21 protein-coding genes are annotated in these 21862 nt (G+C 66.0%); 10 read left to right on the top strand and 11 right to left on the bottom strand.

The genetic code is table 11. The features are described 5' to 3' along the window. Window positions 1-7: 7 nt before the first annotated feature. From EYS21_RS23435 to EYS21_RS15160, 8 genes are all read right to left on the bottom strand, one after another. A complete protein-coding gene (locus tag EYS21_RS23435; RefSeq protein WP_165478329.1) occupies window positions 8-157 on the bottom strand; it encodes a hypothetical protein in 150 nt (49 codons plus the stop codon). Between the two features lie 81 nt (window positions 158-238). Then, the gene (locus EYS21_RS15190) at window positions 239-982 is read right to left on the bottom strand and encodes a sulfite exporter TauE/SafE family protein (RefSeq protein ID WP_131134051.1); all 744 of its coding nucleotides are present in this window, start codon (window positions 980-982) and stop codon (window positions 239-241) included. Continuing rightward, a complete protein-coding gene (locus EYS21_RS15185) occupies window positions 983-2422 on the bottom strand; it encodes an NAD-dependent succinate-semialdehyde dehydrogenase (RefSeq protein WP_131134050.1) in 1440 nt (479 codons plus the stop codon). A 40-nt stretch (window positions 2423-2462) separates the two neighbouring features. Continuing rightward, window positions 2463-3278, bottom strand: a complete 816-nt coding sequence (locus EYS21_RS15180; RefSeq protein ID WP_131134049.1) for a carbohydrate ABC transporter permease — start codon at window positions 3276-3278, stop codon at window positions 2463-2465. A gap of 4 nt (window positions 3279-3282) precedes the next feature. Further along, window positions 3283-4245 (bottom strand): sugar ABC transporter permease, encoded by a 963-nt coding sequence (locus EYS21_RS15175; protein WP_131134048.1) that lies wholly within the window; start codon window positions 4243-4245, stop codon window positions 3283-3285. After that, window positions 4242-5528 (bottom strand): extracellular solute-binding protein, encoded by a 1287-nt coding sequence (locus tag EYS21_RS15170; RefSeq protein WP_131134047.1) that lies wholly within the window; start codon window positions 5526-5528, stop codon window positions 4242-4244. The genes EYS21_RS15175 and EYS21_RS15170 overlap by 4 nt, the downstream gene beginning before the upstream one ends. An 89-nt stretch (window positions 5529-5617) precedes the next feature. Further along, complete coding sequence (locus EYS21_RS15165) at window positions 5618-6502, bottom strand: aldolase (protein ID WP_131134046.1); 885 nt, start codon at window positions 6500-6502, stop codon at window positions 5618-5620. Between the two features lie 16 nt (window positions 6503-6518). After that, a complete protein-coding gene (locus EYS21_RS15160) occupies window positions 6519-7454 on the bottom strand; it encodes a PfkB family carbohydrate kinase (RefSeq protein WP_242633448.1) in 936 nt (311 codons plus the stop codon). Window positions 7455-7570: 116 nt separating this feature from the next. On the opposite strand from EYS21_RS15160, the gene EYS21_RS15155 reads away from it, so the two are divergent. The 3 genes from EYS21_RS15155 (at window position 7571) to EYS21_RS15145 (ending at window position 10476) form a co-directional block, all read left to right on the top strand. Continuing rightward, on the top strand, window positions 7571-8713 hold the full coding sequence (locus EYS21_RS15155) for a Gfo/Idh/MocA family oxidoreductase (RefSeq protein ID WP_131134044.1): 1143 nt from the start codon (window positions 7571-7573) through the stop codon (window positions 8711-8713). A gap of 66 nt (window positions 8714-8779) precedes the next feature. Continuing rightward, the gene (locus EYS21_RS15150) at window positions 8780-9562 is read left to right on the top strand and encodes a DeoR/GlpR family DNA-binding transcription regulator (RefSeq protein WP_131134043.1); all 783 of its coding nucleotides are present in this window, start codon (window positions 8780-8782) and stop codon (window positions 9560-9562) included. Next, entirely contained in the window at window positions 9559-10476 is a 918-nt protein-coding gene (locus tag EYS21_RS15145) for a 2-hydroxyacid dehydrogenase (RefSeq protein ID WP_131134042.1), read from the top strand. The genes EYS21_RS15150 and EYS21_RS15145 overlap by 4 nt, the downstream gene beginning before the upstream one ends. A gap of 76 nt (window positions 10477-10552) precedes the next feature. Here the strand turns inward: EYS21_RS15145 and EYS21_RS15140 are convergent, their stop codons facing one another. Beyond that, the gene (locus EYS21_RS15140) at window positions 10553-11941 is read right to left on the bottom strand and encodes a phosphomannomutase/phosphoglucomutase (RefSeq protein ID WP_131134041.1); all 1389 of its coding nucleotides are present in this window, start codon (window positions 11939-11941) and stop codon (window positions 10553-10555) included. 343 nt (window positions 11942-12284) lie between these two features. On the opposite strand from EYS21_RS15140, the gene EYS21_RS15135 reads away from it, so the two are divergent. Genes EYS21_RS15135 through EYS21_RS15115 form a run of 5 tightly spaced genes read left to right on the top strand, consistent with a single transcriptional unit; the run spans window position 12285 to window position 18685 of the window. Continuing rightward, window positions 12285-14354, top strand: coding sequence for a beta-galactosidase (locus tag EYS21_RS15135; RefSeq protein ID WP_131134040.1), 2070 nt, complete (start codon window positions 12285-12287; stop codon window positions 14352-14354). 11 nt (window positions 14355-14365) lie between these two features. Continuing rightward, window positions 14366-15346, top strand: coding sequence for an ABC transporter permease subunit (locus tag EYS21_RS15130; RefSeq protein ID WP_131134039.1), 981 nt, complete (start codon window positions 14366-14368; stop codon window positions 15344-15346). Window positions 15347-15357: 11 nt separating this feature from the next. Beyond that, entirely contained in the window at window positions 15358-16299 is a 942-nt protein-coding gene (locus tag EYS21_RS15125; RefSeq protein WP_207307787.1) for a carbohydrate ABC transporter permease, read from the top strand. A 5-nt stretch (window positions 16300-16304) separates the two neighbouring features. Further along, on the top strand, window positions 16305-17939 hold the full coding sequence (locus tag EYS21_RS15120; protein WP_131134038.1) for an extracellular solute-binding protein: 1635 nt from the start codon (window positions 16305-16307) through the stop codon (window positions 17937-17939). Between the two features lie 8 nt (window positions 17940-17947). After that, window positions 17948-18685: a YesL family protein gene (locus EYS21_RS15115; protein WP_131134037.1), complete on the top strand. Its 738-nt coding sequence runs from the start codon at window positions 17948-17950 to the stop codon at window positions 18683-18685. On the opposite strand, the gene EYS21_RS15110 is transcribed toward EYS21_RS15115, so the two are convergent. Continuing rightward, entirely contained in the window at window positions 18682-20019 is a 1338-nt protein-coding gene (locus EYS21_RS15110; RefSeq protein WP_131134036.1) for an amidohydrolase family protein, read from the bottom strand. The two genes, EYS21_RS15115 and EYS21_RS15110, sit on opposite strands and share 4 nt — an antisense overlap. Window positions 20020-20179: 160 nt before the next feature. Next, the gene (locus tag EYS21_RS15105; RefSeq protein WP_131134035.1) at window positions 20180-20677 is read right to left on the bottom strand and encodes a DinB family protein; all 498 of its coding nucleotides are present in this window, start codon (window positions 20675-20677) and stop codon (window positions 20180-20182) included. A gap of 73 nt (window positions 20678-20750) precedes the next feature. Between EYS21_RS15105 and EYS21_RS15100 the strand changes: the two genes are divergently transcribed. Next, the gene (locus tag EYS21_RS15100; RefSeq protein WP_131134034.1) at window positions 20751-21326 is read left to right on the top strand and encodes an AAA family ATPase; all 576 of its coding nucleotides are present in this window, start codon (window positions 20751-20753) and stop codon (window positions 21324-21326) included. Window positions 21327-21350: 24 nt separating this feature from the next. Continuing rightward, on the top strand, window positions 21351-21842 hold the full coding sequence (locus tag EYS21_RS15095; RefSeq protein WP_131134033.1) for a DUF3592 domain-containing protein: 492 nt from the start codon (window positions 21351-21353) through the stop codon (window positions 21840-21842). Window positions 21843-21862 lie beyond the last annotated feature (20 nt).

Below are 21862 nucleotides of genomic sequence, written 5' to 3'. Positions count from 1 at the left end.
AGAATGATTAGCGGGTGCCGAAGTCGGTATTTGTGTATGCGCCGGCAACACGGGCCGTGCCCCCGCAGCTGCACTGGCCTCCAACCTCAAGCTGGATGGTCACCGGAGCGCCCGCATCAATCGTCAGGGAGACGGTCTCGCCCTTGCTGGTGGACACGCGCAGTAGGTTTTCTTGTGGGGAGACGATAGTCATGGCAGCCCTTTCGTTGATGGTTGAGTGGATGGGTTGGTTCGGCAGCTAGCCGACGGCGTCCAGCACGCCGCGGATGATGGTGGCAGCCGCTCCCAGGTAGGCAAGGACGATCAGCAGGACCTGGGCGGCCCGGGCGGGGACGAACCGGGCCGCGACGTCGCCCAGCACCAGCCCCGCGAGGCAGGCCACGGCGACGGCCACCCACATTCCCCATGGCAGCGCGGGGAAGGTGGCCGGGGCGGTGAGGGCCTTGGAGATCAGCGAGAACACGCCGATGGTGAAAAAGTACGGTTGCATGGTCGCAGCGAAGGATTTGTGCTGCCACCGGGTGGCGATGGAGTACATGCTGACCGCAGGCCCGCCCACCCCGGCCGCCGTGTTCATGAACCCGCTCAGCCCGCCGGCCGCGTACAGGTAGCGGCGGCGCGGAGGCAGCGTGGCGGACTTGAGTCCAAGCAGTACCGTGAGCCCGACGGCGAGGAGCACCCCGATGGAGATCTCCAGCACCGCTGGCGGGATCAGCCGGATCAGGAAGGCTGCCGGGATGATCCCCAGCAGCGCCGACGCCGCCAATGCCGCGTAACGCTTCCAGTCGATGTCCCGCACCACCCTGAAGATGATGGCCCCCGCCGTCACGGCGCCGCAGACGTTCACCAGCACCACCCCCTCCACCGGGCCCAGGAGGAGGACCAGGAAGGGTGCAGCCACCAGTGCGAAGCCCATGCCGGTGATGCGCTGCATCCCTGCTCCGATAACGACGGCGCCCAGCACCAGCCCGGTGGTCAGCATTTACGGCCTCCAGGCCACGTACTGGACCTCCTCGAACTCCTCGAGGCCAAGGCTTGATCCTTCGCGGCCCAGGCCGGACTGCTTGGCGCCGCCCATGGGGGCGAAGGCCACGGAGGGGAGGGGATCGTTGACCCCCACGATGCCGGCTTCCAGGCGTTCGGGGATGTCCCAGGCGCGCTTGGGGTCGCGGCTCCAGACGTACGCGGCGAGGCCCATCTCGGTGGCGTTCGCCTTCCGGATGGCGTCCTCGTCCGAGGTGAAGGTCACGACGCCGGCCGCCGGGCCGAACACTTCTTCGCTCACCAGGGGTGCGTCGTCGGGGACGTCCGTGAGCAGTGTGGGGGCCATGAAGGCGCCGTGCGCCGGAACATCGGTCCGCTGCGTGGCGCGGCGGGCGCCGCGGGCGAGCGCGTCGTCCACAAGGGCCTGCACGGCGGCCACCCGCTCGGCGTCGATCATGGGGCCGAGGTCCGGAACGCCGGAACCGTCGTCGGGAACGCCATGGCCGATGCTCATGGCGTCGAACCGCGCCGCCAGTTTCTGCGAAAATTCCTCGGCGATGCTGTCCTGGACGAGGAAGCGGTTGGCTGCCACGCACGACTGGCCGGTGTTGCGGAGCCGGCCCAGGACAGCGCCGTCGACTGCGGCCTCCAGGTCCGCGTCCTCGAAGACAATGAACGGTGCGTTGCCGCCCAGTTCAAGCAGCGGACGGACCACGCGTTCTGACGAGGAGGCCATGATCTGGCGGCCCACGCCGGTGGAACCTGTGAAGCTGACGGCCCGCACGGCGGGGTGCTGGAGCAGGGCGGCAGTGATTTCGCGCGAGGGTCCGTGGACCAGGTTGACGACGCCGGCGGGGAACCCGGCGTCGTGCAGGACCTCGAACAGGCCGGTGGCGGCGAGCGGCGCCTTCTCAGAGACCCGGCCCACCACCGTGCAGCCTGCGGCCAGCATTGCGGCGAGTTTGCGGGCCTGGATGGACACCGGGAAGTTCCACGGGGTGAGGCTCAGGGCGACGCCGATGGGCTTGCGGAGGCTGAGGTGGCGCCGGCCGTGAAGTTCGGGTGGGCTGACGGTGCCGGTGGAGCGGCGGACTTCCTCGGCGAACCAACGGAAGTACTCCACCGAGAAATCAACTTCCCCCTGGGCCTCCGGGAGCCGTTTGCCGGCTTCCAGCGCGAGGGTGTGGGCCAGTTCGTCGCGGCGTTCGGCGAGGAGGTCCGCTGCGTTGCGGAGCAGGTCTGCCCGGTTGCGGGCCGTGGTCCGGGACCAGGAACCGAAGGCTCCGGCTGCGGCGTCGGCGGCCGCAGTGGCGTCGTCCGCCGTTCCCCATGCCACTTCGCCGATGGTGTTGCCGTTTCCGGGGTCCGTGACGTCCTTGGAACTGCCGGCTGTGTGCCAGGTTCCATTCACCAGGTGTCGGGCTGATTTCAGGTTCACGTGTGTTGCCTTTCGATGGGCTGGTGGAGGTCCAGGGTTCTCATCCCTTGGTGGCGCCAGCGGTGATCCCGGCGACGAAGTACCGCTGCAGGAAGACGTAGGCCACCACCACGGGCAGGGAGGCCAGGATGACGCCGGCGAACAGCAGCGGGTAGTTGGTCTGGAATTCGCCCTGGAAGCTGAGCAGGGCCAGCGGCAGGGTGCGGTTGCCGGGCGACTGGATGAACAGCAGCGGGTAGAGGAGTTCGTTCCAGTGGATCACGAACAGGAAGATCGCCGCTGCAGCCACTGACGGGGCGGACAACGGCAGGGCGATGGATACGTAAGTCTTCCAGGGCCCGCTCCCGTCAATCGAGGATGCTTCGTAGAGTTCCTTGGGCAGCGTCCGCATGAACCCGCCGAGGATGAAGACGGCGATGGGCAGGGTGGACACCACGTTGGCCAGGACCAGGCCGGCCAGGCTGTCCAGCAGGCCAAGCCGGCCAAACAGGACGTACAGCGGCACCATGTTGGCCTGCGCGGGGATGGCCATGCCCAAAACGAGGAAGCCAAAGATGGCCCAGGCCATAAACCCCTTGAGCCGGGAGATCGCGTACCCCGCGAGGCTGGCGAGCAACAGGGTGAGCGGCACGGAGATGGCGGTGACAATAACGCTGTTGGTAAAGGACGAGCCCAGGTCCTGGCCGCCGATCACTTCGGCGTAGTTGGACGGGGAGAGGGACTGCGGCAGGCTGAACGGCCCGGCGAAGAGCTCCTGGGTGGACTTGAAACTGCCGAACCCCACCACAGTCAGCGGAACGATGATGATGACCGCGTAGATTCCAAGAATTGCGCGGCGGCTTAGTGAAGCGAGCATGCTGTCATTCCCCCTTCGGGGTCAGCCGGAGCAACCGGCGCTGGAGCCAGGTGACCAGGGCGATCATCGCCATGAAAATGATCGACTGGGCGGCGGCGTAGCCGAACTCCGAGTTGGCAAAGGTGCTGTAGATGCGGGTCGAGAGGATGTCCAGGGACTGTTTGGGCGGGTTGCCCGCGATGCCCAGGATCAGGTCGAAGGCCTTGAACGACTGGACGGTGGTGTAGGCCACCACGATGGACGTTGCCGGGGCCACAAACGGCCAGGTGATGGACTTGAACTGCTGCCACCTGCCGGCGCCGTCCATTTCCGCGGCCTCGTAGAGTTCGCGGGGGATGGCCTGCAGGCCTGCGATGTAGACCACCATCATCTGTCCTGCGTGGAACCAGACCTGCGTCACGGCCACCCAGTACAGGGCCTGGGAGTTGTTGCCGAGGTAGGAACCCTGAAGGGCTTCCAGGCCCACGCCGCCCAGGACCGCGTTGGCCAGGCCGAAGTTGGGATCGTAGATGAACTTCCAGATGAAGGCCACGGAGACCGAGGACAGGATGGTGGGGAAGAAGAACAGTGCCCGGAGCAGGATGCTTCCCCGCGAGTTCTTCGTCAGGAGCAGGGCCAGCACCAGCGAGAACGCCGTCTGCGCGATGACCACCATCAGGACGAACTTCAGGTTGTTGGTCAGCGCATTGGTGAAGAGTGAGTCCTTGGTGAAGGCGCGGACGAAGTTGTCCAGCCCCACGTAGTTGAACGTTGCGGAGAAGCCGTTCCAGTCCGTGATGGCGTACTGGAACGCCTGCAGGGTGGGCATCACCAGGAAGAACGCGATGATGGCGACGGCGGGCAGCGGGAAGAGGTACAGTGCCGGATTCACCCGGGTGGGGGAGCGGCGGCGCCCCTTCGCGGCGTCGGTTTCGGTACGGCTGTCCGTGGCCTTCCGTTTGGCAGCCATGTTGGTGTGGGTGCTCATAGCCGTTCGTCAACAATCTTCTGGGCGGCTTCGGCGGCCTGCTCGGGGCTGGTGCCCGAGATGACAGCCGTGGCGCTGGCCTCCACCGCGTTGCGGACATCAAGGTTCTGGAACTGGAAGCGGGCGGCCAGCGCCGTTTTCTTGTCCAGCCAGGGGCTCAGGCGCTTCAGGTCCGCGTTGGTGTACTCCACGTTGTTCACGGCCACGTGCTGGGCTGTCTGGTTGGCGTAGTAGCCGGCGTTCTCGGGCTCGGAGAGAAAGTCGATCCACGCAGCGGAGGCGGCCTGGTTCTTGCTTGCCGAGTTGACGCCCAGGATGAACGTGGCGTTGTAGGCGCCTTCGAATTTGCCGCTGCCGTCGGAGGTGTTGGGAAAGACCAGTTCGATGGGGAACTTCGCTCCCAGCCCGCGGACGGCGGCAAGGTGGTACGAACCGGTGGCCAGCATGGCCGCCTTGCCCTGCGAGAACAGGTTCTGCGCCGGCTCCACCGCGGTGCCGGTGGCGTTGGGCTGCAGGTACGGGACAAGTTCCTTGTACTGGCCCAGCATCTTCAGGAACCAGTCGTCGGTGCACTTGAGCTTGCCCTGCTCGATCTGGGCGCACATGTCGTCAACGGGGGCGTTGTTGGCGATCATGCAGTTGAACAGCTGGCCGCCGTTTCCGACGTCGCCGCCCGGCCAGGAGATGGGGATGACCCCGGAGGCTGCCAGCTTCTCGCACATGGCCAGGAAGCCGTCCCAGTCCTTCGGGGCGATCTCGGCGCCGGCCTTGTCGAACAGGTCGGCGTTGGCCATCGGCATGGGGAACACTACCTGGTAGGGCAGCCCCAGCTGGTTCTGGCCTGACTGGCCGGCGGTGAGGAGGCCCGGCTGGTAATTGGCTGCTGCCTTGCTGCCCTTGAGCTCGGCGTAGATTCCCGCCTCGGTGAAGTTCTTGAACTGGGCGCCGCGGAAGGTGGCGAACGCGTCGCCGATGGCTGCACCGCGGACCTTCTGCAGGCCCTGGGCGTTGTAGTCGTTGGAGGTGGAGATGTCCTGGACCACCTCCACGCCGTCGTGCAGTGCCGCGAAGCGCTTGATGAGTTCGTCGAAGACCGCCTTGTCCTCACCGCGCCAGTGGGCGAACGAGACCTTGCCGGTGACGGCGCCGGTGGCGGGTGCGGCCGGGCCGGTGGCACCGCCGGGCGCCGTGGTGCCGCCCGGTCCGGCGCATGCTGCCGCGGTTGCTCCGAAGCCCAGGGCTCCGAGAATCGCGATGGCCTGCCTGCGTGAAATCTGACTCACAATATTCTCCTCGTTGAGTGTTTTGCTGTGCCTTGCTTGTTGCCTACGGAATGGTTCTCACCAGGAAGCGCGTTAGCGCGTCGGAACTGCTATGCACTGGTCCTTTGTGAGGAGACGACGTCGTCCACCACGGCGCAGAGGCGCTGCAGCCGCCGCACGGCGTCGGTGGAGAGGGATTCGACGACGTCGGGGGCGCCGATGCAGGACGCCCAGACGGCGCGTCCGGAGAGGAAGCCGCTGGCACCCTCGAGGCAGGCCCACCGGACGGCGTCGGGGAAAACGTCCTCCGGGACGCCGGAGGACAGGACCACCCACGGGCCGTCAATGGCGTTGGTCAGCTCTGCGCAGGCGGCGCGGACGTCAGCTTCGGGTGCCTGGCCCTTGAAGGGGACCTCGGCCTTGTAGAGGTCCGCGCCGAGGCTGCCCAGTTCCTGCGCGGCGGCGAGGATCCCGGCGTTCCAGTCGAAGTCGTCGCCGGAGAGCGGCTTGCGGGAAACAGGTTCGATGATGCTGATGAGCCCGGCGGACTCACAGATCTCCACGAATTCGCGGACCATTGCAACGCGTCCGTCGGCGGGCTCGTCCGGGCGGTAGAGCACCAGCAGCTTGAGGGCCTTGACGCCCAGTGCGGCGTATTTGTGCGCGTCCACGAGGCGGTCGATGGTCACTTCGCCCACCAGCTCGCCGTGCGCGGATTCAAAGTGGTCGGCGGAGGCAATGAGTCCGCAGCCGGGGTCAACCACACCGTCCTCGATGGCCTGGTCGAGGGCGAATTGCCGGTCGATGAGGACGCCGGAGGCGTAGGGGGTGAGGATTTTGGCGGCCTGGAGCTTGAAGTCCTGGAGGTCGTGGTCCGTGACGGGGGCGTCCTGGTGTTCGGCGATCATGTTGCGCATCGCCTCGCGCTGGTCCACGGCGAGCATCGCGAAGGCGCCGGACGGGCGCTGGAGGGGTGAGAGGTCTGTGCGGGTCATGTGCTGCTTCTTTCAGCTAGGCGGTGTGGTTGGTGGCAAGGACAGGAGTAATGGTCTGGTGCGGGATCTTGGAGCGGCCATCCAGTCCTTCGCAGGAGGCGGAGGCGGTGCGGCCGGCGAAAGCTGCGGCGTCCACCAGCGGGAGGCCGGCGGCAACTGCGGCGAGGAGGGCGCCGTGGTAGACGTCGCCGGCGCCGAGCGTGGACAGGATGGTGGCCGGCGCGGCCGGAACATGGACCGCAGGTCCGTTGCCGGTTTTTACCCAGGCGCCCTCGGCGCCGGCCGTCGCGACGACTGCGGAGGCGCCGTCGTCGATGGCTTTCTGGAGCAGTCCCTCAACGGCCAGCTGCTCGCCGTACTCTGCGCGGAGCCGCTCGATGGTGGGCACATAGAGGGCCACGCCGCGCGGGCTGAACGACGGGATGGGATTTCCGGCGTCCACGCTGATGTTCAGGTCGCCGGGGTTCAGTCCGGGAATGTCAGCGACGGCGTTCCAGCCCAGGTGGTCCACATGGACCCAGGCGGCTGAGTCCAGCAGTTCACGGAAGCGGCCCTCCGCAGGGAAGCTGACCGGCGGCACCGGGCGGGTGAAGATGGCCCGGCTTTCGGAGGCCGCGCTCACCACAATCACGCTGGCGCCTGTTTTGACGGCGGGGTCGCGGACCACCGCTGAGGTGTCCACGCCTTCTGCCTGCAGGCCGCTGATGATGCGGTCGCCTTCCTCGTCCGTTCCCAGGACTCCGGCGAATGCTGTGTTTGCGCCGGCCCGGGCTGCGGCAACGGCTGCGGTTGCCGCGGGTCCGCCGCCTGCGGTGGCGAAGTCTGTGGCGACGGTGCGGCTGTCTGCGGCAGGGGAATCCTGGACGAGTGCAATGGAGTCAAGAGTTGCGCAGCCTATGAAGAGCAGGGTTCCTGATGAGGGTTGGTACACGTTCCACCTCGTTGTAGTCACGGCTTGTACTGAAGAAATATACACACGCTATGTTGGAATAACAACACTTTCGGTATAGTTCTGTTTGGGATGCAACGCCGCGGTCCCACACTCAACGTAGAGAAACGGAGCAGCAAATGTCATTGCCTTCTGCGGAATCGGTCCGGACCATTCGTTACGGACTCATCGGTGCCGGCCACATGGCCCGCGAACATGTCCGGAACCTCGCCCTGATCCCGGGAAGCCACATCACCGCCGTATCCGATCCCCAGCCGTCGTCGCTGGCGGAAACCGTCGCGGAAATCGGCTACGAGGTACAGACCTTCTCCCGCCACCAGGACCTGCTCACATCCGGCCTGGTGGATGCGCTGGTCATCGCCAGCCCCAACGACACGCATCTGGCCATCCTCAAGGACATCTTTGCCAGCGGCACCAACCTGCCCGTGCTGGTGGAGAAGCCGGTGTGCACCTCGGCGGAGCAGGCCGACGAACTTGAATCGCTGGCCGCCGGCTACACCGCGCCTGTGTGGGTGGCCATGGAATACCGCTACATGCCGCCGGTGCAGGAAATCATCCAGGCAGCCCACGGCGGCAAACTGGGCAACGTCTACATGCTGTCCATCGTGGAACACCGGTTCCCGTTCCTGCACAAGGTGGACGCCTGGAACCGCTTTGCCGAGCGGACCGGCGGAACACTGGTGGAGAAGTGCTGCCACTTCTTTGACCTGATGCGGCTGATCCTGCAGGACGAGCCGGTCCGTGTCTACGCAAGCGGCGGCCACGACGTCAACCACATGGACGAGGTCTATGACGGCAGGGTCTCGGACATGATCGACAACGCCTACGTAATCGTGGACTTCAAGGGCGGCCGCCGGGCCATGCTGGAACTGTCCATGTTCGCCGAAGGCTCCAAGTTCCAGGAGCGCATCTCCATCGTGGGCGATGCCGCCAAGATCGAAACCCTCATTCCGGTGGCGGCCAACCACTGGATCGAGGGCGACGAAGCCGAGGCCACGGTGGAGTTCAGCCCGCGGTCGCCGCTGGGTCCGGAGCTGCACGAGGTTCCGGTTGATGAAGCCGTGCTCGCGGCGGGTGCCCACCACGGGTCCACGTACTACGAGCACCTTGGCTACCGGAAGGCCATCCTGGGCGAGGGCCCCGTGGAAGTCACCGTGGCCGACGGCCTCCAGTCCGTCCGCATGGGCCTTGCGGCCGAGCGTTCCATCATCGAAGGACGCCCCGTGGAACTGCTGAATGCGGGCGCAGGGGCCAGTCGTTAAGTAGATTTGTGTTGGAATTGCAACACGCTGCCAGGCATCCGGCTAAGGGAAGCAGGAGAAGGGGATATGAGCAGCTCACATGAAGAGGCGCCGCTGACGCCCCGCCAACGGACCATCCTGGACCAGCTCGAGCGGCGGGGGTTCATCTCCACGATGGACCTCGCCGAAACGTTCGCGGTTTCGGACATGACGGTCCGGCGGGACACCCGCGTGCTGTCCCAAAAGGGGCTGGTGCGGGTGGTGCACGGCGGAGTCAGCGCGGTCAACGCCAGCGGGCAGAACGCGGACTTCGCGGCCAGGGTCCGGGAGGACTCCGACGCGAAGCAGCGGGTGGCACAGGCCTGTGTGTCGATGATCAGCGAGCGGGACGCCATCATCCTGGACGCCGGTACCACCACGTACCAGATCGCCCAGGAGCTGCCGGCGTCGTTTGCGGGCACCATCATCACGCACTCGGCCCCTGCCATCCAGCGTTGCCTGCAGCTGACCTCGGCCCGGACCATCTGCCTCGGCGGTGAGCTGCTCCTGGACAGCCAGGCCTTCAATGGGCCCATGACGGTCACCGCCGCGGCGGGCCTCCGCGCGAAGACGGCGTTCATCGGGGTCAGCGGCATCCATGACGAGGCGTTCTACATCGAACGGGATGTGGAACGCGCCACCAAGATTGCGCTGATGAACGCCGCGGAACAGGTGGTGGTGGTGGCCACGCACCAGAAAATGCTGCGGTACGCACTGGCCCGGCTCGCGGCGTTTGACTCGGCCGACGTCCTGGTCACGGATGCTCCGCCGCCGCGGGAGATCGAGGCCGCGCTCCGGGCCGCCAACGTCAAACTGGTGGTGGCACGGTGACGGCCCGCCTCCGGGTGAGCCTGCCGGACCAGAGGCTGATGGATGCCGTGGGGCCGTCCGCCGGCGTCGACTTTGTGCTGTGGGACCTGGCCGGGCCGGCGCCGTCGGAACGCTTCGACCTGCTGGTGCCGCCCTACATGGGCAAGCCGGGCGCGCTGGCCGCACTGGACGGTGTTGAGGTGGGGCTCGTGCAGAGCCAGTCCATTGGGTACGACGGCGTAGCGGCCGTTTTGCCCGCGGGTTGCCTTTTCGCCAACGCGGCAGGGGTCCATGAGACGTCCACGGCCGAACTCGCCCTGGGAATGATGATTGCCAGCCAGCGCGGGATTCCGGACTTTGTGCGGAACCAGGCGACGGGGACCTGGGACAACAGCCAGCGTCCCAGCCTGGCGGACCGCCGTATCCTGTTGGTGGGTTATGGGGGAGTGGGCAAGGCCATCGAGGCCAGGCTCCTGCCGTTCGAAACCCACGTGACGCGGATGGCCAGCCGTGAACGCGACGATGAGCGGGGCCGCATCCACGGGATCGATTCGCTGTACGGGCAGCTGCCGCTGCATGACATCGTGGTGGTCAGTGTGCCACTGTCCGAGGCCACCCAGCAGTTGGTGGACGGGCGCTTTCTTGCGGCCATGCCGGACGGGGCGCTCCTGGTGAACGTGGCGCGCGGCCCGGTGGCGGACACTGAGGCACTGCTTCGTGAGACGTCATCGGGGAGGCTGCGGGCCGCGCTGGACGTGACCGACCCCGAGCCGTTGCCGGCGGACCATCCGCTGTGGACGGTTCCCGGAGTGCTGATCACACCCCACGTGGGCGGGGCGAGCTCGGCCATGCTGCCGCGGATGGCCAGGCTGGTCCGCAAGCAGATCTCCCTTCTGCTTGCGGGCCAGGAGCCGGTGAACGTGGTCCTCCCCTAACTGCAACGCGGGGTCACTTCCTGCCCAATAATGGAGGGTCTCTGGGCCTAAAGTGACCCCGCGTTGCAGTTGCCGGTTAGCGCCGGATCTGTTCCAGGACCGCGTCCCGTACCTGCTGCATGGTGGCCGCGTCCGAGGCTTCGACGTTGAGCCGCAGCAGCTCTTCCGTGTTGGAGGGCCGCAGGTTGAACCACCAGTTTCCGGCCTCATCGATCACGCTGAGCCCGTCGAGTTCGTCAATGACACCAGCGTTTTCATAGTTGGCTTTGACCTGCGCAACCGTGGCCGCCACCCCCTCCACGGAGGAGTTGATCTCACCGCTGGCGGTGTACGGCTCGAATTCGCGGGCCAGCTCCGACAACGGACCCTGTTGTTCGCCCAGGGCCGCCAGGACGTGCATGGCCGCCAGCATGCCCGTGTCCGCATTGTAGAAGTCGCGGAAGTAGTAGTGCGCGGAGTGCTCGCCGCCGAACACGGCCCCTTCCTCTGCCATCCTTGCCTTGATGAAGGAGTGCCCCACGCGGGTCCGTACGGGCCGCCCGCCGGCTTCGGCAACAATCTCCGGCACCGTGCGGGAGGTGATCAGGTTATGGATGATGACCGGCTCCGCTTCCCCGCCGGCCTGCGCACGCCGGATCTCGCGGACCGCGATCAGCGCGGTGATGGCCGACGGCGTCAGCGGCCGTCCGGTCTCGTCCACCACAAAGCAGCGGTCCGCGTCGCCGTCGAACGCCAGCCCCAGGTCCGCGTTGTGGGCCACGACGGCGGCCTGCAGGTCACGGAGGTTCTCAGGTTCCAGCGGGTTGGCGGGGTGGTTCGGGAATGTGCCGTCGAGTTCGAAGTAGAGCGGAACCACGGTGAGCGGCAGGGCCGGGTGGAACTGGTCGCCCAGGACTGCCGGTACTGTCAGGCCCGCCATGCCGTTGCCCGCATCCACCACCACTTTGAGCGGCCGGATTCCGTCCAGGGACACCAGCGAGCGCAGTTTTTCGGCGTAGCCGGACAGGACGTCCTGCTGTGAGATGGTTCCTTCGACCGCTGCCGCGGGGATCCCGTTGTCGAGGTACTGCTGCGCCAGGTCCCTGATGGCGTCGAGCCCGGTCTCGGAGGAAACCGGCACCGCGCCGGCTTTGGCCATCTTGATCCCGTTGTATTCGGCGGGGTTGTGGCTTGCGGTGAAGATGGCCCCCGCGATGTCCAGGAAGCCGCACGCGTAGTAGAGCTCGTCCGTCGAGATCAGGCCGAGTTCCACGACGGACGCCCCGCGCCGCGCCGCGCCAGTTGCGAACGCGTGGCTGAATTCCGGCGAGGACGGGCGCATGTCGCCGCCGCAGGCGATGGTCTGGCCGGACAGGCCCAGGACGTCGACGAACGCGGCGCCCACGGCTTCGGCGCTTTGGGCCGTGATGGAGATGCCAACGAGGCCCCTCACGTCGTAGGCCTTGAAAGACGGTGACAGGTCCATGGTGCTCCCCGGGGCAGTAGTGGCAATGCAAACAAGTTGTGTTGGAAATTCAACACAACTTTAGCAGGTGGCGGAGTTGGCCGCCGGGCGTGGGTCCGATAGTTTCTATGATTCATCAGAAACAACAAGCGCATCGGCGGTTCCAGGTCGGTTATCGCGCGGCCACCAGGGGCCTCAAGTGTACGTTCGCGCCTCTCCGGGCGTTGTGGAGCCTAGTAATAGTGGGAGTGGGGTTCCTTTTCGAGGGGTGTTGTTATTGCGTAAAGTTTACGATAGTTTCTACGTGTGATGCAGGTCGCATGGTTGGGAACCACGCGGCCAACGTGCCAACCAAAGGACAACGATGACCAGCGAGCCGTACACCAGCACTGCCGAAGACCGCCTGAAAGGCCTGCACCAACGCCTGGGCGGCATTGCCTACGGCGGCGACTACAACCCGGAACAGTGGCCACGCGAGGTCTGGCAGGAGGACGTCCGCCTCATGAAGGAAGCCGGCGTCAACCTGGTCACGCTGGCCGTCTTCTCCTGGAGCCGCCTCGAAACCGCCGACGGCGTCTACGACTTCGGCTGGCTCGATGACGTGATGGACCTGATGCACGCCAACGGCATCGGCGTGGACCTTGCCACCCCGGACGCCGTGCCGCCGGCCTGGCTGATCGCCCAGCACCCGGACATCCTGCCGGTCCTGGCGGACGGCACCACGTTCGGCTTCGGCTCCCGCCAGCACTTCGACGTCTCCCACCCTGCGTACCGCGGGAAGTCCCTGGCCATGGCGGAGAAGATGGGGGAGCGCTACGCCAAGCACCCCGCCCTCTGCATGTGGCACGTGAACAACGAATACGGCCCCGTCTCCTACGGCCCGCACGCAGACCGTGCCTTCCGCGAATGGCTCCAGCAGAAGTACACCGGCCTGGAGGAACTCAACCAGGCCTGGAGCACCGACGTGTGGGGCCAGGTCTACTCGGACTGGGCCCAGGTCAACGCCCCCGCCCAGCCCCGCACCTGGTCCAACCCGTCCCGCCGCCTGGACTATCACCGGTTCACCTCGGACTCCATGCTGGAGCACTACAAGGCCGAACGGGACATCCTGCGCCGGCACACCCCCGACCTGCCGGTGGTCACCAACTTCATGCGCTTCTACAAAAACAACGACTACTGGGCCTGGGCCGCGGAGGAGGACGCCGCCGCCCTGGACATCTACCCGGACCCCCGCGAAGCCGACGCCCACGTCGCCGCGGCCCTCAACTTCGACCTCATGCGCTCGCTGAAGAAGGGCCAGCCGTGGCTGGTCATGGAGCAGGCCACCGCCGCGGTCAGCCAGTGGTCCGTCAACGTCTCCAAGCTCCCCGGCAAAATGCGGCTCGGCTCCTACCAGGCCATCGCCCAGGGCGCGGACTCCATCCTCTTCTTCCAGTGGCGCCAGGCCAAGGGCGGCACCGAGCGCTACCACTCCGGCATGGTCAACCACGCCGGGCCCAACACCCGCGTCTTCCGCGAAGTCTGCCAGCTGGGCCAGGAACTCAAGGGCCTCGGCGGCATCACCGGCACCCGCTCCGCCGCCAAGGTGGCAGTGGTCTTCGACTGGGACTGCTGGTGGGCCCTGGAGCTGGGCAACTCGCCGCGCTCGGACCTGAACTACCCCCAGGAAGTCCTCCGCCTCTACCGGCCCTTCTTCGACGCGAACATCCCGGTGGACTTCGTGGACACCAAGTCCGACCTCGGCCAGTACAGCCTGGTGGTCCTGCCGGCGTCGTACCTGCTCACCGACGAGTCAGCGCAGCGGTTCGAGGACTACGTGTCCGACGGCGGGAGGCTGGTGGCCAGCTACCTCTCCGGCATCGTGGACCCGGACAACACCATCCGCCTGGGCGGCTACCCCGGGGCGCTCCGGAACGTGCTGGGCGCGTGGAGCGAGGAACTGCACCCGCTCGCCGGGGAGGGGGAAGTCAAGCTTTCAACGGCCGACGGCGGCACGGCCTCAGCCAGTTACTGGACTGAGCACCTGCACACCGAAACAGCTGACGTCCTCGCCAGCTACGCGTCCGGCCGGCTCGCCGGCTCACCCGCCGTCACCCGCAACACGTTCGGCAAGGGCTCCGCCGTCTACCTGTCCGCCCGCGTGGACAGCACCTTCCTGGAGGAGCTGCTCGCCGCCGAACGCGGGGCTGCGGGGATCCGTCCGGAACTGGACGCACCGCCGGGAGTCCAGGTCCGCCGTCGTACCGGCAACGGACGCAGCTACCTGCTGGTCCTGAACCACAACGACGCCCCCGTCAGCGTGGACGTGCAGGCCGGCGGCACCGACCGGCTCACCGGCACGCAGCTCCGGGGAACCGTGGAGCTCGACGCCAACGGCGTGCTCGTCGTGGAAGAAGACGTCCAGGAAACCATCCCCGCAGAAACCGTCCGGTAGGAGGAAACACCATGGCCATGCGACTGGAAGTACCTCCCGAGGCGGTCACCGCGGACCCGCCCGGCAGCAAGGACAAGCCACGGAACAAGCCCAACGGCTGGAAACTCGCCCTGAAGCGGGACTGGCGCCTGTACACCCTGGTGGCGCTGCCGCTGCTGTACTTCGCGGTGTTCCGCTACCTGCCGATGGCCGGGAACGTGATCGCGTTCCGGCAGTTCCAGCCCGGCGGCAGCATCTTCGGCGAGAAATGGGTGGGCCTGAAATACGTCACCCTGTTCATCAACGACCCCAGCTTCTGGCAGGCGTTCCAGAACACCATCGTCCTGGGCGTGCTGACGCTGCTGTTCTGCTTCCCGATGCCCATCATCTTCGCGCTGATGCTGAACGAACTGCGCTCGCAGAAGTTCAAGAAGTTCGTCCAGGCCGTGGCCTACCTGCCGCACTTTATGTCCGTGGTGATCATCGCCGGCATGATCCTGCAGAACTTCTCCATGACCGGCACCGTGAACCAGATCGCGGAATCCCTGTTCGGAACCACGGTCAACTTCACCCAGGACGCGTCCTGGTTCCGGCCCATGTACATCAGCTCCGAGGTGTGGCAGACCATGGGCTGGGGCGCCATCCTCTACCTGGCCGCGCTGACCCGGGTGGATGAGTCGCTCTACGAGGCGGCCCGGATCGACGGCGCCAACCGCTGGCAGCAGACCTGGCACGTGACGCTGCCGGCCATCCGGCCCACCATCATCACGCTCCTGATCCTGAACATCGGCACGTTTATGGCCGTGGGCTTCGAGAAGATCCTGCTGATCTACAACCCGCTGAACTACGAAACCTCCGATGTCATCTCCACCTACCTGTACCGGGTGGGCCTGGAGTCGTCCAACTTCAGCTACGCGGCCGCGATCGGGATGTTCGAATCCGTCATCGGCCTCACGCTGATCCTCTCCGCGAACGCCATCTCCAAGCGCCTCGCCGGAACGAGCCTGTGGTGAAAGGGACTGCAATGACTGGAACACTCCAGAAAAGGCCGGCTTCGAAAGCGGCCAGGCAAGAAACCGGCGTCCTGGTCAAGGACATGAAGGTCTCCCGCGGCATGAGGGCGTTCCGGGTGTTCAACCTGGCGTTCCTGCTGGTGGTGGTGTTCCTGACGGTGTACCCGTTCCTGAACATCGTGGCGCAGTCCTTCTCCAGCGAGGGCTTCATCAACGCCGGGCAGGTGAACCTGTTCCCGCTGGGCTTCAACGTGGAGACCTACAAGCTGATCCTGGCCGACTCCACGTTCTGGAACAACTACGGCAACACAGTCCTCTACACAGTGGTGGCCACGGCCATCTCCATGGTCCTGACCACGTCGTTCGCGTACGCCATTGCCAAGAAGGACCTCAAAGGCCGCAGCGTGTTCATCGGCATCGCGGTGTTCACCATGTTCTTCAACGGCGGCCTGATCCCCAACTACGTGCTCATCAGCTCGCTGGGCATGCGCGACTCCATCTGGGCCGTGGTCCTGCCCAACGCCATCAGCGTCTTCAACCTGCTGATCATGAAGTCGTTCTTTGAGAACATGCCCCGCGAACTGGAGGAAGCCGCCGCCATTGACGGCCTCACCCAGTACGGTGTGCTGTTCAAGGTGGTGCTGCCACTGAGCAAGGCCATCGTGGCCACCATGGTGCTGTTCTACGCCGTGGCCAACTGGAACTCGTGGTTCCAGGCCTTCCTCTACCTGGACCGGCCGGAACTGTTCCCGGTCACCATCTATCTGCGCAACATGATCGCCGGGGTGACCACCGCGGGCTCCGCCGGCGGCACCGCGGAAAACGTGGGCCAGATCGCCGCCAACATCCAATCGGTGACCATCGTCCTGACCGTCATCCCCATCCTGTGCATCTACCCGTTCGTCCAGAAGTACTTCTTTTCGGGCGTCATGCTCGGCTCCGTCAAGGAATAACCCCTATGAAAGGAAAGCCCATGATCCGCAGACGAGATTTCCTCGGCCTGTCAGCGCTGGCAGCCTTCGGCCTGGTGGTCGCCGGCTGTGATTCAGATTCCGGCAGCAAAATTGACACCTCCAAGGCCCGCACCGGCGCCATGGACAGCTTTGGGGTGGGGGACACGTTCAAGGCGACGGCGCCGCTGACGTTCAGCTTCCTCTTCAGCGACCAGCCCACGTACCCGTACAAGAGGGACTGGCTGCTGTTCACCAAGATGGCGGCCGAGAACAACGTCACCCTCGAAACCACTGTGGTTCCCGGCAGCGACTACGAACAGAAGCGCAGCCTGCTCATCAGCTCCGGAAACGCCCCGGAGATCATCGCCAAGACCTACCCGGGCCAGGAGTCGGCCTACGTGTCGTCCGGGGCCGTGCTGCCGGTCAGCGACTACGTGGACCTGATGCCGCACTTCCAGGACAAGGTCAAGAAGTGGAAGCTGGAGCCGGAGATCGCCGGGCTCACCCAGGAGGACGGCAAGTACTACGTCCTGCCGGGCCTGCACGAGGAGCTGTGGCCGGACTACTCGCTGGCGTTCCGCAAGGACATCCTGGCGAAGGAGGGCATTGCCGAGCCCAAGACCTGGGACGAGTTCCGCGACGTGCTGCGGTCGCTCAAAAAGGCGCATCCCGACGTCGTGCCGTTCTCCGACCGCTTCAACGGCAACAGCGTGCTGAACATCGCCGGCAACGCGTTCGGCACCGTGGCCGGCTGGGGCCTGGTGGACGGCCTGAACTTCGACGAGTCAAAGAAGGAGTTCGAGTTCGGCGCGGGCACCGCGAAGTTCAAGGAGCTGCTGGAGTACTTCAACTCGCTGGTGTCCGAGGGCCTGATGGACCCGGAGAGCTTCACCCAGACGGACGATTCGGCCATCCAGAAGTTCGTCTCCGGAAAGTCGTTTGTGATCAGCGCGAACTCGCAGAACATCATCACCTATCGCACGTCCATGGAGCAGTCCCTGGGCAAGGGCAACTTCGCGGTGGGCAAGATTACGGTGCCCGGCGGCCCGGCCGGCGAGATCATCGGCGGCTCGCGGCTGGAAAACGGCATCATGCTGAACTCGTCCGTGAAGGACAAGGACAGCTTCGTGGCGCTGATCCAGTTCATCGACTGGGTGTTCTACAGCGACGCCGGGCAGGAGTTCTCCAAGTGGGGCGTGGAGGGCACCACGTTCACCAAGGAGGGCGGCAAGCGGGTCCTGGCCAAGGACATCAACTTCCAGGGCCTGAACCCGGCGGGCACCAAGGACCTGCGGATGGAGTACGGATTCTCGGGCGGCAACTTCGCCTACGGCGGCACCACCGACCTGCTGAACTCCACGTTCAACGAGGAGGAGCTGGCGTTCCAGAAGGCCATGAAGTCCAAGAAGCCCAAGGCCGTGGCGCCGCCCGTGCCGTTCAGCGACGTGGACCGTGAGCAGGCCACCCTGGTGCTCACCCCGCTGAAGGACCACGTCAAGCAGAACACCCTGAAGTTCATCACCGGCCAGCGGCCCCTGGGCGAGTTCGACGCCTACCTCAAGGAACTCGACGCGAAGGGCCAGTCCAAGTACGTAGAGTTGGCGAACAAGGCTTACAAGGCGTACTCAGATAAGAAGTAGGGCAGTTCGTGGCACAGAAGAAGGCGGAGTACGGCTCCGGACCGCTGTTCAGGGCGGCCGGAGTGGTCTACGGGGTCATGCTGGCCGACGTGCTGCTGGTGCTTGCCAACATCCTGCTGGTGCTGGCGCCCCTGCTCGTTGTATTGACCGCCGGGTCCGCCCTGCTGGCCACGGTCGTTGTCTTGGTTGTGTTTGTGCCGGTGGGTCCGTCCCTGGCGGCCGCGGCGTACGCGTTCAACCGGCTGCTGGCGGGCGAGGACACCGGGGTGTTCCGCGACTTCGTCCGCGGCTACCGGATGAACTTCGGCCAGGCGCTCGCGGTCTGGCTGCCGTACCTCGCGGTGCTGGCCGCCGTCGTGGTCAATCTATTGTTGCTGCCCGGAACGTTCGACGCCGGGAACCCAGCCCAGTCAGCCGCCAGGGTGGGGCTGCTGGGGCTGGGGCTCCTGGTGGCGACCGCGGGCGTGACTGCGATGCTGCTGCTGTCCCGGTTCACGTTCCGGACCCGGGACCTCTACCGTCTCTCGCTGTACTGCCTCGGGGCGCAGAAACGGGTCTCGCTGGGCAACGCCGGGATCCTGTTCATCACCGCGTTCCTGCTTACGGCCACCACCGCGGGCCTGCTGATCGTCATCGCAGGTCCGTTGATGTACCTGATCTGCCTGAACTCGCGGCCGCTGCTGAAGTTCATTGAGGCGAAGTTCACGGTGCAGGATTCAGCAGCGCCCGAGCCTTCGGGAACCTAGAGTCCGTTGCGGACCACGGCTCCCTGGGCCACCACTACGCTGACCCTTTCCAAGGCCGCGGCGTCGGCCAGCGGATCGGCATCCACGACGATCGCGTCGGCGAACCCGCCGCGCACCAGCCGGCCGCCGTCGTCGCCCAGGCCCAGAAGCCGTGCGGCGTGGACGGTGGCTGACCGCAATGCCTCCAGCGGGGACAGGCCTGCCTCGGCCAGCAGCCGCGCTTCCGTGCCGATGGGGGTGACGTCGGTTCCGAAGGAGTCGGTGCCGGCCACGATCGTTACGCCTGCCTCGTGGGCGGCGCGGACGGCGGCCTGCAGGATGGGCGTGTACTCCTGCCCGCGCGCGGCGAGGATCGGGTTGGCGGACCCGGCCATGGACGTGATCGCGTCCATGGTGGGCGTGAAGTAGGTTCCGCGGCGGGCCATCTCGTTGATGGTGCCCTCGGTGACAAAGACACCGTGCTCGATACTGCGCACTCCGGCCCGGACGGCGCCGTCGATGCCCTCCGCGCTGTAGGCATGGCACAGCACGCCGGCACCGTTCGCTGCCTTGACCACGGCGGAGAGCTGCTCCTGGTTGTAGACCAGTTCGCGCGGATCCTGCTCCGGAAGGCCGGCCCGCGGGTTGGCGCGGGTCTTGATGACCTCGGCTCCACGCGTGAGGTTGATCCGGGTCAGGTAGGCCAGGTCGGCGGGATCCTTGACTCCACCGGCGAGGGTGGCGAGCGGCGCGAGGTCGGGATCGGCCAGCAGCGAATCGCCGAGTTCGGGGGAGATGAACAGGCCAGCGGGGGTCATGCGCGGGGCAACGCCCGGCGCCCAGCCCGGAAGCGCGGCGAGGGCCACGTCCTGGTAGAAGCTGCTCGAGCCGCTGCGGACGCTGGTTGCGCCGCCCTGCAGGATGGCGCGGGCATCGGCGAACGCGTTGGCGTGGACGTGCACGTCGATCAGGCCGGGGAGCACCCAGCGGCCCGTGGCGTTCAGGACTTGGGCACGGCCGGCGACGGCGGCGACGGCCTTGCGCGTGGCGTCGCGGGTTCCGACGGCGGCCACCTTGCCGCCGTCGAGCACCAGTACGCCGTCCTCCACGGCGTCACCCGTCTTGGGGTCCACGATGGTGCCGCCCTCGATGATCAGGGCCGGATGCGCGAGGGGGCTGCCGTGGTAGTTGGGGCCGGAGGGACGTTCTGCTGCGTGGGCTGCGGGGGCGCCGCCGATCTGGGCGGCGATGGTGGCCACGGAGATTCCGGCGAGGGCGGCGGCGCTTGCCAGGATGCCGCGGCGGGGAAGGTTTGCCGGCAGCGCGGGGGCAGAAGTGTGGTCATGAAGGCACATCGTTGGCTCCTTGGGGAAGGCCGCCTGGGGGAGTGAGCGGCTGACAAATATGGTACTTGGTATTCCAAAGTGCGGCCAGCCGTCCGCTTGTGTACAGATACTTGCTGCTGTTTCGGTCTCGCATTCCAGACCGTAAGACATTCCGGTATTCCAAATCTGATTATTGTTCGAGGATCTGTTCACGAAGAATGTCAGCGTGGCCGCAGTGTTGGGCCAGCTCCCGCAGCATGTGCAGGTAGACCCAACGCAGCGGCAGCGGGCCCCGCCGGTTGCCGTGGAGCAGATCCTCGAGCCCCAAGGAGGCGGCAGCGAGCCGGGACGCTTCGCAGGCTTCGCGGTGGGCCTGCTGGACGGAGGCGATGGTGTCGCCATCGTCGAGGATAAATGACTCGTCCGGTGTTGCCGGAATACCGATCTCGCTGCGCGGCCGGCAGGTGATGGCCTCGTCGAACCAGACCTTTTCGACGAACGTCGCATGCTTCACCAGGCCCAGCAGCGTGGTGCGTGAAGGGACCAGCCGCCTGCGGGCCTGCTCCTCGGTCAGCCCAATAAGGCAGTCGTTGAGCGCCGTGCGGTGTTCGTCCAGGAACGCGTCGAACTGGGCGCGCGCTGGGTGGTGGGTGACGTCGACGGGGAAAGCCTGGGGCTGGGAAGTCATGCCCGGAGCCTAGCAAGGGGTGCATACGCAGGCTATGGGTGGCAGAGAGAGCGCCTGCCAGTAGGGTCAACTTATGCACTCCCACGACCAGCCGCTTCCGCGCCGGCCGAAGCGCGTCCTGGTGGCCGGGGTGTCTGGTGCCGGCAAAACGACACTGGCTCGGCGGATCGCGGAGATCACCGGCGGCCCTCACCTGGAGATTGACGCCATCTTCCATGGCCCGGGCTGGTCGCCGCGGGCGGAGTTCCTCGCCGATCTGCGCTCGTTCATCAGCGCCGACGCCTGGACCACGGAGTGGCAGTACGATGCCGCGCGGCCCTTGCTGGCGGAGCGTGCTGACCTCCTCGTCTGGCTCGACTTTCCCTTCTTGCGCGTGACCCTGCCGCGCGTCGTGAACCGGACCGTCCGCCGTCGTTTGCGCCGCGAGGAGCTGTGGAACGGCAACCTGGAGGCGCCGCTGCGGACGTTCTTCACCGACCGTGACCACATTGTCCGCTGGGCCATCCGGACGCGGCGGAAGTACACCGGGCTGATGCCGCACGTCGTCAACGAATACCCGCACATCGTCGTCGTCCGGCTGCGTTCGCAGCGTGAGGTGGAGAAGTGGCTCCGCCGGTCCCTGGTTCCCGCGGTCACGGTCACCGCCTGACCGGCGCTGCGGCAGAATGGGTGCGTGACCTCGCCTAACGCCACCGTGAACCGCAAGCCCAAAAGTGTCTGGAGAGTGCTGGCGAATATCGCGATTGCGGTGGTGCTGTTCGCCCTTGGCCCGCTGATGATCGGTATTGGTACTCACCTGAGCAACGCAGACGCGGAGCTGGTGCGGACCGGTGCACGCGCGACGGGAACGATCGTCGATTTCAATGATGTGCAGCAAGCGTCCAAACGCGACATCGACGTGGAGTTTCAGTCCGCCGACGGACGCTTCCACTCGATCGAGGTCCCGGTGGATCATGAGCAGCATCCTGTGGTCGGCGCGGAGGTCACGGTGGCGTACCGGGAATCCGACCCGGAAGGTGCGACGGTGCTCGGATTTGAGGGCGACGGCGACTTTCTTACGGGAGCGGGCGGTATCGTGACTTTCATCGTTTGGGGAATTCCAATCATCTTTGCCGTCAAGAAGCTGGTGCGCGGAACGAAACGCCGAAAGAAGCCCACCGGCTAGCCGCCTGAAGAGTGAGGGGT

Origin of the sequence: Arthrobacter sp. S39 (genome assembly GCF_004320525.1) — a bacterium.
Classification (GTDB): domain Bacteria; phylum Actinomycetota; class Actinomycetes; order Actinomycetales; family Micrococcaceae; genus Arthrobacter.
The sequence above is the reverse complement of the archived record's forward strand: the minus strand, read 5'-3'. Positions and strand labels throughout refer to the sequence as shown.